At 66.7% G+C, this 13,176-nt stretch carries 12 protein-coding genes; 5 read left to right on the top strand and 7 right to left on the bottom strand.

The genetic code is table 11. The annotated features are described in order from the left end of the window. Positions 1-43 precede the first annotated feature (43 nt). From HBF26_RS02815 to kynU, 3 genes are all read left to right on the top strand, one after another. Complete coding sequence (locus HBF26_RS02815; protein WP_167122827.1) at positions 44-1,069, top strand: amidohydrolase family protein; 1,026 nt, start codon at positions 44-46, stop codon at positions 1,067-1,069. A gap of 95 nt (positions 1,070-1,164) precedes the next feature. Next, positions 1,165-1,665 carry a hypothetical protein gene (locus tag HBF26_RS02820; RefSeq protein WP_167122829.1) on the top strand — a complete coding sequence of 167 codons (501 nt, stop codon included), beginning with the start codon at positions 1,165-1,167 and terminating at the stop codon, positions 1,663-1,665. 16 nt (positions 1,666-1,681) lie between these two features. After that, positions 1,682-2,953 carry a kynureninase gene (gene kynU / locus HBF26_RS02825; protein ID WP_193569732.1) on the top strand — a complete coding sequence of 424 codons (1,272 nt, stop codon included), beginning with the start codon at positions 1,682-1,684 and terminating at the stop codon, positions 2,951-2,953. Positions 2,954-3,062: 109 nt separating this feature from the next. Here the strand turns inward: kynU and HBF26_RS02830 are convergent, their stop codons facing one another. The 7 genes from HBF26_RS02830 to HBF26_RS02860 form a co-directional block, all read right to left on the bottom strand. Beyond that, complete coding sequence (locus HBF26_RS02830; RefSeq protein ID WP_167122831.1) at positions 3,063-4,358, bottom strand: argininosuccinate lyase; 1,296 nt, start codon at positions 4,356-4,358, stop codon at positions 3,063-3,065. A 17-nt stretch (positions 4,359-4,375) separates the two neighbouring features. Continuing rightward, the gene (gene argC, locus HBF26_RS02835; RefSeq protein ID WP_167122833.1) at positions 4,376-5,323 is read right to left on the bottom strand and encodes an N-acetyl-gamma-glutamyl-phosphate reductase; all 948 of its coding nucleotides are present in this window, start codon (positions 5,321-5,323) and stop codon (positions 4,376-4,378) included. A gap of 7 nt (positions 5,324-5,330) precedes the next feature. Beyond that, positions 5,331-6,647, bottom strand: coding sequence for an acetylglutamate kinase (locus HBF26_RS02840; RefSeq protein ID WP_167122835.1), 1,317 nt, complete (start codon positions 6,645-6,647; stop codon positions 5,331-5,333). After that, the gene (locus HBF26_RS02845) at positions 6,637-7,734 is read right to left on the bottom strand and encodes an acetylornithine deacetylase (RefSeq protein ID WP_167122837.1); all 1,098 of its coding nucleotides are present in this window, start codon (positions 7,732-7,734) and stop codon (positions 6,637-6,639) included. Before HBF26_RS02845 ends, HBF26_RS02840 begins: the two co-directional genes overlap by 11 nt. Positions 7,735-7,742: 8 nt before the next feature. Beyond that, on the bottom strand, positions 7,743-8,948 hold the full coding sequence (locus HBF26_RS02850; RefSeq protein WP_167122839.1) for an argininosuccinate synthase: 1,206 nt from the start codon (positions 8,946-8,948) through the stop codon (positions 7,743-7,745). A gap of 40 nt (positions 8,949-8,988) precedes the next feature. Then, complete coding sequence (locus HBF26_RS02855) at positions 8,989-9,996, bottom strand: N-acetylornithine carbamoyltransferase (protein WP_167026127.1); 1,008 nt, start codon at positions 9,994-9,996, stop codon at positions 8,989-8,991. Positions 9,997-10,469: 473 nt separating this feature from the next. Further along, positions 10,470-11,015 carry a glycine zipper 2TM domain-containing protein gene (locus HBF26_RS02860; protein WP_167026125.1) on the bottom strand — a complete coding sequence of 182 codons (546 nt, stop codon included), beginning with the start codon at positions 11,013-11,015 and terminating at the stop codon, positions 10,470-10,472. Positions 11,016-11,222: 207 nt separating this feature from the next. On the opposite strand from HBF26_RS02860, the gene cysS reads away from it, so the two are divergent. Continuing rightward, positions 11,223-12,602, top strand: coding sequence for a cysteine--tRNA ligase (cysS, locus tag HBF26_RS02865; RefSeq protein WP_167122841.1), 1,380 nt, complete (start codon positions 11,223-11,225; stop codon positions 12,600-12,602). After that, positions 12,599-13,036 (top strand): SufE family protein, encoded by a 438-nt coding sequence (locus tag HBF26_RS02870; protein WP_167122843.1) that lies wholly within the window; start codon positions 12,599-12,601, stop codon positions 13,034-13,036. The genes cysS and HBF26_RS02870 overlap by 4 nt, the downstream gene beginning before the upstream one ends. Positions 13,037-13,176: the final 140 nt, after the last annotated feature.

Raw genomic sequence — 13,176 nt, forward strand, 5'->3', positions numbered from 1 at the left:
CCGCGAGAGGCCTCCGCGCGCGCCCGGCGGTACACTCGGCGACATGCTCAAGATCGACACCCACGCGCACATTCTGCCCCGCGACTGGCCCGATCTCGCCGCCCGCTACGGTGACGAGCGCTTCCCCGTGATGACCCATTCCAGCGGCCACCACCGCATCTACAAGGACGGGAAGTTTTTCCGGGAGGTATGGGAATCCGCATTCGATGCGGAGCATCGCATCGCCGACTACGCGCGCTTTGGCGTGGGCGTGCAGGTGGTCTCGACCGTTCCCGTGATGTTCTCGTACTGGGCCAAGGGCCATCAGGCGCTGGAACTGCACACGCACCTCAACGACGCCATGGCCGAGGTCTGCGAGGCCCACCCCCGCCACTACGCGGGCATCGGCACCGTGCCGCTGCAATCGCCCTCGCTCGCGATCCGCGAAATGGAACGCTGCATCGGCGAACTGGGTCTGCAAGGCGTGCAGATCGGATCGCATTGCAATGCGTGGAACCTCGACGCACCCGAGCTGTTCCCGTTTTTCGAGGCGGCCGCCGACCTCGGCGCGGCGATCCTCGTGCACCCGTGGGACATGATGGGCGCCGATTCGATGCCCAAGTACTGGCTGCCGTGGCTGGTGGGCATGCCCGCCGAACAATCGCGAGCGGCCTGCGCGCTGATCTTCGGCGGCGTCCTGGAACGCCTGCCCTCGCTGAGGGTCATGCTCGCTCATGGCGGCGGCAGTTTTCCGTATTCCATCGGCCGCATCGAACACGGTTTCCGCATGCGCCCCGACCTCGTCGCTACCGACAACGCGCGCAATCCCCGCGAGTACCTGTCGCGCCTCTACTTCGACTCCTGCGTGCACGACGATGCAGCGCTGCGCTATCTGCTCGCCACCGCGGGCAGCGACCGGGTGATGCTCGGCACCGACTATCCGTTCCCGTTGGGCGAACAGGAACCCGGCAGCGGTATCGAGGCCCTTGGCCTGGACGAGACGGAACGCGCGCGCCTCTTCCATGGCACCGCGCTGGAGTGGCTCGGCGTGCCGATGTCGAAGTTCCAGCCCGTCGCCGCCGTGGCGTGAACTGGCGCACATCCGGGCCCGTCATCCGGGAGCGCCCGCTGTGCCAGAATGCCGCCGTTATGCGGCGTCGCCGCGTCCCCAGGGGATCTGCACTCGTGATTCGTCTTTCGCGCCTCATCCTGCCCGCCCTGCTCCTCGCAAGCCCCACCCTCGGCGCCACCGACGTCTCCATGATGGGCGGCGCCATCCGCTTTCCGGTGCCGGACGCATGGGTGCCCATCATGCAGTCGGAGGGCGAAAAGGAAACGCAGGTGTTCCAGGTGCCCGGCGCGAGTGCCGCGGACGCCACCCTGGCACGGGTTTCCATCACCGCGCAGAAGGTGCCCAATCTCAACGGTTTCCAGCAGTTCGCCGGCAACCTGCGCAGCCACGCCACCGCCTTGACCGATTACGCGCCGGGCAAGGCCAATTCGCCGACCGAGAATGTGTACACGGCGAAGGAAGGCGCAGTGAAGCTGGATTATTTCGAACGCTATTTCTACAGCGACGGTTACGCGATCCAGCTCCGTTGCATTCGTCCTGCGGGTGGCGATGCCGCCTTCCGCGCCGCATTCGACAAGGGCTGCGCCGAAGTGGCCGCCCACATGCCCTCGTGATCCACGGGTTCTGCCAATGACCGCTTTCGAAGCGACGCGCACCTGGGCCGAGGCCCAGGACGCCGCCGATCCGCTCCGCGCCTTCCGCGACGAGTTCCACATTCCCCGGCACGAAGGCCACGACACCCTCTACTTCTGCGGGAACTCCCTGGGCCTGCAACCCAAGGGCGTGCGTGCCGCGATCCAAGCCGAGCTGGACGATTGGTCCGAACTCGCCGTGGAAGCGCATTTTCGCGGCCGCTCGCCGTGGATGCATTATCACGAGTACGTGCGCGACGCGATGGCGGAAGTGGTGGGCGCGCTGCCGCATGAAGTGGTCGCGATGAATTCGCTCGGTGCGAACCTGCACCTCATGATGGTCAGCTTCTATCGGCCGACCGCGGAACGACCGGCGATACTCATGGAGGCCGGGGCGTTCCCGACCGACCGCTATGCGCTGGAATCGCAGGTGCGCTTCCACGGCTTTGACCCGTCGCGCGACCTCATCGAAGTGGAACCCGACGGCCCCGGCGGCACGCTCTCCATGGCAGCGATCGAGCATGCCATCGCTGAACATGGGCATCGCGTTGCGCTGATCCTGCTGCCGGGCGTGCAATACCGCACGGGCCAGGTGTTCGACCTGCAGACCATCGTGCGCCTGGGCCATGCGAAGGGTTGCACCGTGGGCTTCGACCTCGCCCATGCCGTCGGCAACCTGCCGCTCGCGTTGCACGAAAGCGGCGCGGACTTCGCGGTGTGGTGCACCTACAAATATCTCAATGCAGGTCCAGGCGCCGTGGCCGGCGCCTTCGTGCACGACCGTCACGCGCACGCCGACCTGCCGCGCTTCGCCGGCTGGTGGGGCCACGACAAAGATACGCGCTTCCAGATGGGGCCGCACTTCGTCCCGACACCCGGCGCCGACGGCTGGCAGCTTTCCAATCCGCCCATCCTCGCGCTCGCACCGTTGCGTGCGTCGCTCGACGTGTTCGCGCGGGCCGGCATGCCGCAACTGGTGGAAAAGAGCCGCCGCCTCACCGCCTACCTGGACTGGCTGATCCGCACGCGCCTCGACGCCGTGCTCGACATCGTGACGCCGAACGATCCGGCACAGCGCGGCGCGCAGTTGTCGATTCGCGTGCGCGCGGGACGTGAGGCGGGGCGCGCGTTGTTCGAACACCTGGAACAGCGCGGCGTGATCGGCGACTGGCGCGAGCCGGATGTCATCCGCCTGTCGCCGACGCCGCTGTACAACCGTTATGCGGATTGCCTTGGTGCGGTCGAAGCCATCGAATCCTGGACAGGGTAACCAAACATTGTGGGAGCCGCTTCAGCGGCGATGGGAGCTTGTAGCAAGCCTGCCCGCTGCCGCGGGATCGCCGGCGTAGCCGGCTCCCACACAAAGCAGCCCCCACAGGTCATCGTTGCATCGCGCTCAAGCGGGCGCGCAGGGTGTCGAGCATCAGATCGTTGCCCGCACCCGGCGAGGTGCGTGCCGCGAGGCTGGCTTCCGGCGTGCGGCCTTCGCCGGCCGACGCCGCCGCTTCGGCCGCGGCGCGGTAGGCGTCGCGGAACGGAACGCCGGCGGCGGCCTGCTCGATCGCCACGTCCGTCGCGTACATCGCAGGCTCGATGGCCGCGCGCATGTTGCCCGCCTTCCACTCGAGACGGGCCAGCATGTCGGGCAGCAGTTCGAGCGCGCCGAGCCCCATGGAAAATCCGTGGAAGAGCGAGCCCTTGGAGAACTGCAGGTCGCGCTGGTAACCGGAAGGAAGCGAGAGCAGCTGTTCGATCTCGGTGCGTGCGGCCGCCACGCTCGCATAGCTCGCGCGCAGGAGTTCCACCACGTCGGGATTGCGCTTGTTCGGCATGATCGACGAGCCGGTGGTGTATTCCGCCGGCAGCTTCACGAAATCGAACTCGGCCGTGGTGAACAGCGACAGGTCCCATGCCAGACGGCGGGTGTCGAGCAGCGCGGTGCCTACGGCATCCAGCGCGGCCATCTCGAACTTGCCACGCGACAGCTGCGCGTAGATGGGCGACACCTGCATGCGGCCGAAGCCGAGTGCCGCCGTCGTATGTGCGCGGTCGAGGGGAACGTTCACGCCGTAACCGGCCGCGGTGCCGAGCGGGTTCGCGTCCACGAGTTCCAGTGCCTGGCGCGCGCGCAGCGTGTTGTCGATGAATGCCTCGGCGAATGCCGCGAACCACATGCCCGTGGAGGAGACCACGGCGCGCTGGATGTGTGTATAGCCCGGCATCGGCAGCGCGTGGCCGGCGGCACGCTCCAGGCACACTTCCGCCACACGGCGACAAAGGCCTTCCAGCGCGACCAGCTTTTCCTTCAGCCAAAGGCGCGTCGCCACAAGGATCTGGTCGTTGCGGCTGCGCCCCGTGTGCACGCGGCGGCCGGCGTCGCCGAGCCGTTCCGTGAGTCGGGCCTCGATGGCGGAATGGCCGTCCTCGTAACGCTCGTCCAGTACGAACGCGCCCTCGGCGAAATCCGCCGCCAGCGCGTCGAGTTCGCGCAGCAGCGCGTCGCGCTCCTCCTGCGAAACGATGCCGATGTTGGCCAGGCCTTCGACATGCGCCTTGCTCGCCGCGATGTCGTGCAGGAAGAACTCGCGATCGAGAATCACGTCGTTGCCCGCGAGGAAACGCATGATGCGTGCGTCGACCTGGGTGTCGGATTTCTGCCAGAGCGGCTGGGTCATGTGGAGTTCCTTACCGTTCAAAGCGGAATGGCGGTGAGTTCGGCGAAGCCGAGCGCACGATTGACGTTCTGCATGGCTTGCGTGGCCGCACCTTTCAGCAGGTTGTCCAGCGTGGCGACCACGACGACGCGGCGGCCGTCGGTCGACATGGCGAAGCCGCCCACGTCGAGATGGTGCCGGTTGGCGATCTGGCTCACCCATGGCGCCTCGTCCACCACGTGGATCAGGGGCTCCTTCTCGTAACGCGCCTCGAAGCGGCGCACGATGTCCTCGCGCTTCGCCTGCTTCGCGAGATAGAGATTGGTGGTGACGGTGAGACCGCGGAAATGCGGCGCCACGTGCGGCATGAATTCGACCGGCAGGCCGAGATGCCGGCTGGCTTCCTTCTCGTGCATGTGGCCGGTGAGCGAATACGGCATGAGGTTGTCGCGCAGCTTTTCGGGGTCGTTGCGGTCGGACGGCGTGGTGCCCGCGCCCGAATAGCCCGACACGCCGAACGACACCGGCGGCGCGGCGAGGAGGTCTTTGATCGGTGCGATGGAGACCTGCACGGCCGTGGCGTAGCAGCCCGGATTGCTTATCCGCTTTTCGCCACGCCAGCGGTCGCGATACAGCTCCGGCAAACCGTAGTACCAGCGCTCGTCGAAGCGATAGTCGGCAGAGAGATCCACGATCACCGTCGGGGCTCCCGCCTTGTCGATCGCTTCCACATAGGGAGCGGCCTTGCCATTGGGGAGCGCCAGCACAACCGCGTCCACGCCCGTGGCAGCCACGGCGGCGGGATCGAGGTTTCCGAAGGCGAGTTCGCCGCGATAGGCGTCGTTGTGATCGGCCAACCGCTGTCCCGCCAGTTCCCGCGAGGACACGAAGGCGAGTTCCAGATCGGGATGACCGGCGATGAGCCGGATGAGTTCGGCGCCCGTGTGACCGCGCGCGCCGACGATGCCGATGGTCTTCTTGGCCATGAAAGGGTCAGTCCTGCAAGGTGGGGACGCGCGTACGGCTGTGGGCCACGCAGCGTTCGATGTCGGCGAAGTTGTCCAGGCCATACCAGAACACCGTCCAGCGGCCCTGCTTGAGGCAGCCGTCGGCCTCGCCGTAGTAGAACGAGTTGATCGGGTTGTCGTGGCGCGAACGCCAGAACAGCTTCGGATTCTCGTCCCGCATCACCTGCCACACTGCCCGCCCCAGGCCCTCGCCCTGGGCGTCGTCGAGCACGGCGAACTTGTCGAGGTACGCGAAGCCTTCTTCCTGCGTGAGCACCATCGCCGCACGATAGTTTTCGGACACGTACAGGCGATATAGCTTGGTGCGCTCGAAATAGCCATCCACGAGGGTGCGCCCGAAGCTCGATTCGATGAGCTGGCGCATGCGCAGGAGATCGACGTCGTCCCACGAATCGAACCGCAGCACGCGTTCGCCACGGCGCACGAGCGTGCCGGAGCCCTTGTGCGTGAACAGCTCCTTCGCCAGCTCGGCCGGGCGGGTGATCGACACGGACGACGTGAGCGGCAGGTCGTCCAGGAGATCCTTGATCTGCTCGATCTTCAGGCGCATGCCCGAATGCAGCCACGGCTGCTCGAGGAGCTGCTCGTATTCCGTCGACAGGTTGATCGAGTCGATCACCCTGCCCTCGCCGTCGAGCAGGCCGCCCGTGCCGGTGAGGAACACGATCTTGTACGGCTGCAGCACGCGCACGAGCTCGTTGGCCGCGAAGTCAGCGTTGATGTTGAGGATCTGGCCCGCATCGGTTTCGCCCAGGCTCGCGATCACCGGGATGGAGCCGGCACGCAGGCTCGCCTCGATCGGCGCCAGGTTGATGTCGCGCACACGGCCCACGAGGCCGAACGTGTCCTGGTCGAGGAAATCGGCGGCGAACACGCCCGACGGCACCGACGTGGCCCGCGTGTCAGCTTCCTGAAGGGCTTCCACCAGGCGCAGGTTCTGCGCCTGGAATACGCGGCGCACGATGGCCAGCGCCTCGGGAGACGTGACACGAAGACCGTTGACGGTCTTCTTCTCGATCCCGGCCGCCGCCAGTTCCTCGTCCAGCTGCGGGCCCGCGCCGTGCAGCACGATCGGGGTGAGACCCACCTGCTGCAGGAACGACAGCGACGACGTGAGGTCCGGCAGTTCGTCGCGCAGCACCGCGCCTCCCACCTTCACCACCGCGAAGCGTGCGGCGTCCAGTTGGGAGAAGCGCTTCAGGTATTGCTGGATCTCGCGCGCGCTGCCCATCGAGGACAGCAGGCGGACGATGGTCTTGCGGGTATGTTTGTCAGAGTGCACGGTCGACGATCCGATGGATGGTCTGGGCGTAATGCGCCAGTTGATCGAGGGCGACCCATTCGTCGGCGCTGTGCGCCTGCGCGATGTCGCCGGGTCCATAAACGAAGGACGTGTAACCGGCCTTGGAGAACAGCGCGGCCTCGGTCCAGAAATCGACGGCGTTGCCCACCGGGATGCCGAGTTCGTCGGCGAGGTCGCGGGCGGCGAGGCGCCGCGCTTCCGCGGTAGCCGTGTCGCCGGCCGGCAGGGAGTCGCCGCGGAAGGTCTCGCCATACTCCACCGGGTGCGGTTCCACGAGGGTGCGGAACGTCTCGAGGAGGCCATCCGCGTCCATCGACGGAAGCGGCCGGAACCCGAAGCGCACATCGGCCGTCGGGGCGATCACGTTCGCCTTGATGCCGCCCTCCACCTTGCCGATGTTGAAGCGGAGGCCGGTCAGGCCGCCGAAGCGCTCGTGCGACTGGGCCTGCACATGGTCGAGCGCGGCAGCCCCCCAACGAATGGCCTGGTGCAGGGCGCTGTCCGACGGCTTCTGCTCGCCCGACGCGTGGCCCGCCCGGCCCTGGAAGCGCATCTGCACCGAATGGATGCCTCGATGCGCGAGCACGGCTTCGCCGCGCGTCGGCTCGGCGACGATGATCGCCTCGTAATCGCGCGGCACCTTCAGGAACCCGTCGATGCAGCGCGCGTCGTTGGCTTCCTCGTCGGTGGACAGCAGCAGGGCCATGTCGCCCTGCGTGGCGTTCGCCACGGCCACGAGCGCGGCCGCGGCGCCCTTGATGTCGCACGAGCCGAGGCCGATGGCACGGTCTTCCGTAAGGCGCAGCTCGAACGGGCTGGCCGTCCAGTGCGGCGAATCCGGCACGGTGTCCAGATGCACGTTGAACAGGTACTTAGGCTTGCCGCGCACGGCGTACAGGTTGACGGCACCGGCGCCGAAATCGGTCACCTGCACGTCGAAACCGGGCAGGTTCGCGCGCAGGTAGTCGAAGATGCCACCGGTACCGATGGTTCGTGGCGGATTGCGCGTGTCGAAACCGACCAGCGCCTGCAAGTGGGTGAGCGTGTCCTTCAGCAAGGCATCCATGGGCTGTCTTATTTCCCGTTGGCTCGATCGACTTCGGCCCAGAGCGTGGAGCTCATGCCGTAGAGCTTGATGAAACCTTCCGCCTCGGCGACGCCCCAGTCGGCCGCCTGGGCGTAGGTGGCCTTGGACGACTGGAGGATGTGCTTCGACTCGACCTTCACCGCATACACGGTGCCGCCGCGCGTCTCGACGATGACCTTGCCGTCCACCTTGCGCTGCGTGGAGACGAGGAAGGCTTCCAGGTCGGCCTTGATCGGATCGTTGAAGAAGCCCTCGTAGGCCACCTCGGTCCACTTGCGGCCGATCTCCGGCTTGAAGCGGTTCTGCTGCTTCGACAGCACGGTTTCTTCCAGCGCACGGTGCGCCGTGAGGAGCGCGGTGAGCGCGGGTGCCTCGAACACGATGCGGCCCTTCAGGCCGATGTTCGTGTCGCCGGTGTACATGCTACGGCCGACGCCGTACTTCGCCAGTTCGCGATTGAGGTACGCGAGAATCTCGGGGCCCGACGCCGCCTTGCCGTTGAGCGACACCGCGGTGCCCTTCTCGAAGCCCAGCTCGATGCGCAACGGCTCGGACGGCCATTCGGCGCGCGGCGCGCACCAGGCGACCGCGCCCTCGCCCGGGATCTCCCAGGCGTCGATCTCGCCGCCGGAAATCGTGACGCCGAGGACGTTCTCGTTGATGGTGTAGTGCTTGGTCTTGGCGCGAACCTCGAAGCCCTTGTCCTCGAGATACTTCTGCTCGTACGCGCGCACCTGCGTGTGCTCGCGCTGGATCTCGCGGATCGGCGCCACGATGGTGTAGTCGCCCAGGGCCTTCACCGTCAGGTCGAAGCGCACCTGGTCGTTACCCATGCCCGTGCAGCCGTGCGCGAAGAACTTCGTGCCGAGTTCGTCGCAACGTTCCAGCGACGCCTTGACGATGAGGTAGCGATCCGACACCAGCAGCGGATACTGGCCCTGGTAGAACTCGCCTGCCCAGATCAGCGGCGTGACGAAGCTGTCCCAGATGGCCTGCGCGGCGTCCACCGTGCGATGCGAAGCGGCACCGAGTTCGGTCGCGCGCTGCTCGATGTATTCGCGTTCCTCGGCGGAGACGCCACCGGTGTCGACGAACACGGTATGCACGGCGTAGCCGCGCTCGATCAGATAGGGGACGCAGAAGCTGGTGTCGAGGCCACCGGAAAAGGCGAGGACGATATCTTTGCTGGACATGCGGGCTCCGAAGAAGGCGTGGACCGAAGGAAGAGACGAATCAGGAGTGCGAAACGAGCGAGGCCATGACCGCCTTCTGCACGTGCAGGCGGTTTTCGGCTTCGTCGATGGCGATGCAGGCGGGCGAGTCCATCACGGCATCGGTGGCCTTGATGTTCCGGCGAAGCGGCAGGCAATGGCTGAAGAGCCCGTTGTTGGTGAGTGCCATCTTGGCCTCGTCGACGATGAAGTGCCGGTTCGCGTCGCGAATCGCCTTCTCTTCGTCCCAGCGGCCGAAATACGGGATGGCGCCCCAGCTCTTGGCGTACACGACGTCCGCGCCGCGATAGGCCGATTCGATGTCGTGCGACACCTGGAGCGAACCGCCGTTCTCGCGCGCATTGGCGCGGGCGAACTCCATGTAGCGCTCGTCGAGCACGTATTCGGGTGTCGGACACAGCAGGGTCACGTCCATGCCCATCTTCGTGGCGATCAGCAGCGCCGAATTGGCGACGGCCGTGTTCAACGGTTTCGGGTGGTAGGTCCAGGTGAGGACGTACTTGCGGTTCTGCAGATCGCCCAGGTGTTCCTTGAGGGCCAGTGCATGGGCCAGTTCCTGGCAGGGGTGAGTGATGGTCTCCAGGTTGATCACCGGCACGGTGGCGTATTGGGCGAAGGCGGCAAGCACCTTGTCCTGGCGGTCCACCGACCAGTCCACGAACTTGGGGAAGGCTCGCACGCCGATCAGGTCCACGTAGCGCGACAGCACGCGTGCCACTTCGGCGATGTGCTCCTCGGTCTCGCCGTCCATCACCGCCCCGACCTCGAACTCGATCGGCCACGCGTCCTTGCCGGGAGAGAGGACCACGGCGTGGCCACCCAGCTGGAAGGCGCCCAGTTCGAAGCTGGTGCGCGTGCGCATGGACGAATTGAAGAACAGCAGCGCGATGGATTTGCCCGCCAGTTGACGGCCCTGCGGCGACCGCTTGAACTCGGCGGCCTGCTCGAGCAGGGCGTCGAGTTCGGCGCGGCTGTAATCCTGGGTGGAGAGGAAATGGCGAAGGGTCATGGCGATCCGGATCGGCAGGTGGCCCGGGGGCCGTGGAAAGGGGTGGGCGGAAACGAAAAAACCCGGCACATGGCCGGGTTTTTAGTCGATACGAATGAAACGCGCGCGACAGCCTACCCGGCAATGGGTCCGATGTACGGTCGACGAGCACGCGACGTCATCCCGGCGGCCATGCGGGCGCTGGTCAGGATGATGGCGGTGTAGACGGCGTGGGACACGGATGAGCCTGGGTAGGTGGAACGGCGATCATGCCGTGGATTGCTGCGGCGCGCAACAGGGGGCAAGGCGGCCGGCTGTGTGTGGGAGCCGCTTTAGCGGCGATGGGTGCTCGCTGCAAGATTGCCCGCTTCCGCGGGATCGCCGCTTAAGCGGCTCCCACACAAAGCTCGCATTCCTGTGGGAAACCTCTGTGCTTGGGAGGGCTTCCGAAAAAGACAGTTGCTCCCACAGGCTGCCTCCCTGCCTCCCCCCGCTCAATCGGCGGGGGAGACGCTCACGCGGACGCGCAGGCGTTCGCCCGGGTCGTAGTTGAGGCGGGACACGTAGACCTCGCCGCGGTAGCGGTATTCCACGTCGTAGCCGGCGATGCGGCGCTGTTCGGAGACCGTGCTGACGTCGCGGCAGCGGGTTTCGGTGCCTTCGTAGGTCCGGTCGCCACGGTGGGAAATGCTGTTGCCCACGGCACCGCCGGCGACCGCGCCGGCCACGGTGGCGGCCTTGCGGCCGTCGCCCTTGCCAACGGTGTTGCCCAGCACGCCACCGACGACGGCGCCGAGGATGGTGCCCGCCGTGCTGTTGCCGCTGGACTCCTGGCGAACCACCGGCTGGTCGTAGCATTCCTGACGCGGGGTTTCGACGCGGGCGACGCCGTAGACGGGATCCACGCGGAGCACGTCGGCCCACCCGTAATGGGTGTTGTCGTCGGGGCCCGGACCCGGAGGACCATATCGACCGTCCTGGGCTTGGGCACCGGTAGCGAAGACCGCGAGAACGAGCGCGGGGATAAGCAGGCGAGACATGTAGGAGAACCTCCAGCCAGGCGCAAGAGCGCGCCTACTGGCATGCATTTCAGCAAGTTCACGCTGAATCCACGCTTAGAAAGCCCGGGCGTATGATGTGTGATCTTGTCAACCAAATCCGCGCCCGCGCGTGGGCCGTTTCCCCGGCCTCCCTTGGTACTATCCCGGGCTGGACACTTGCACCCCCGCAGCACTCACGGACTGCCGATGCCGATCTCGCTTTACAACACCTTGTCGCGCCGCACGGAGGCGTTCGTTCCGCTCGATCCCGAGCGGGTGACGATGTACCTCTGCGGGCCCACGGTCTACAACTACATCCATATCGGCAATGCCCGCCCGGCCGTCGTTTTCGATGTGCTCGCCCGCCTCATCCGCCGGCATTACCCGAAGCTCGTCTTCGCCCGCAACATCACCGACGTGGACGACAAGATCAATGCGGCCGCGGCCGAGGCCGGGGTGCCCATCGCCCAGATCACCGAACGCTACGCCCAGGCGTACCGCGAGGACATCGCGCGTCTCGGTGTCGCCCCCCCGGACGTGGAGCCGCACGCCACGGCGCACATTCCGCAGATCGTGGCCATGATCGAGCGGCTCATCGCCGGCGGCCATGCCTACGAGGCACAGGGGCACGTGCTGTTCCACGTCGAGTCTTTCCCGGCCTACGGCGCCCTCTCGGGTCGCGATCCCGACGAACTGCTGGCCGGTGCCCGTGTGGAAGTGGCGCCCTACAAGAAAAGCCCGGGGGATTTCGTCCTCTGGAAACCTTCGGACGCCACGCAGCCTGGCTGGGACAGCCCCTGGGGCCGCGGCCGGCCGGGCTGGCACATCGAGTGCTCGGCCATGAGCGAAGCCCATCTGGGCGACACCATCGACATCCATGCCGGCGGCGTGGACCTCACTTTCCCGCACCACGAGAACGAGATCGCCCAGAGCGTCTGTGCCCACGGCGGGCGTCCGTTCGCCCGGTACTGGCTGCACAACGGCATGCTGACCTTCGACGGGCGGAAGATGTCGAAGTCGCTGGGCAACGTGCTTCAGCTGCACGAGCTGCTCCGGAAGCATCCGGGCGAAGCATTGCGCCTGATGTTGCTGCGCGGCCATTACCGGCAGCCGCTGGACTGGTCCGATGCCGCCATGACGCAGGCCGTGCGCACGCTGGACGGCTGGTACGGCGCGCTGCGCGACATGGCCCATGTGGAGGCGAGCGAGCCGACCGTGCCGGCGGCGGTGGAAGCGGCGCTGTGCGACGACCTCAATACCCCGCAGGCCCTGGCCGAACTGTCGCACCTGGCAGACGCCGCCCGTCGCGCCACGGGCGATGAGCGCCCCGCCGCGAAGGCCGCCCTCCTCGGCGGTGGCGCTCTCCTGGGCCTGCTCCAGCAAGATCCCGAAGTCTGGTTCCGCCAGGGCAACACCGGCGAAGCGATCGACGCCGATGCCATCGAAGCGCTTCTGGAGGAGCGCAAGGCAGCTCGGGCGGCGAAGGACTTCGCGCGCTCCGACGCCATTCGCGACCAGCTCAAGGAACTGGGTATCGCCATCGAAGACAGCGCCCAGGGCACGCGCTGGAGCGTGGTGAAGGCATGAACGCACCGGTGGAAACGAGCGCAGCGGAGGCCCAGGCGGCGATCGCCGAGGAATTCGCGTTCTTCGGCGACTGGACCGAGCGTTACCAGTACCTCATCGACCTGGGGCGCCAGTTGCCCCCCTTCCCGGACGAGCGCAAGACGGAAGAGAACCGTGTGCACGGCTGCCAGTCCATGGTGTGGCTGATCCCCTCCGGCGACGCCTCGCGGATGCATTTCGACGCAGCGAGCGATTCCGCGATCGTGTCGGGATTGATCGCGCTGGTGCTGCGCGTGTATTCGGATCGCTCCGCGCGGGAGATCGTGGAAACGGAGCCCGCCTTCATCCAGGAGATCGGCCTGGCGAAGCACCTCTCCCCCACCCGCTCGAACGGCCTGGCGGCGATGCTGGCGAAGTTGAAGGCATACGCCGCGGCGGCGTTGGTCGCGAAATAGCCCGACCGCCCTGTGTGGGAGCCGCTTCAGCGGCGATGGATGCTTGCGGCAAGTGTGCCCGCTGCCGCGGGATCGCCGCTGAAGCGGCTCCCACAGTCACCAGGGACATCACGAACAAAAAAGCCCCGCATCGCGGGGCT

This window comes from Luteibacter jiangsuensis, assembly GCF_011742555.1.
Taxonomy (GTDB): domain Bacteria; phylum Pseudomonadota; class Gammaproteobacteria; order Xanthomonadales; family Rhodanobacteraceae; genus Luteibacter; species Luteibacter jiangsuensis.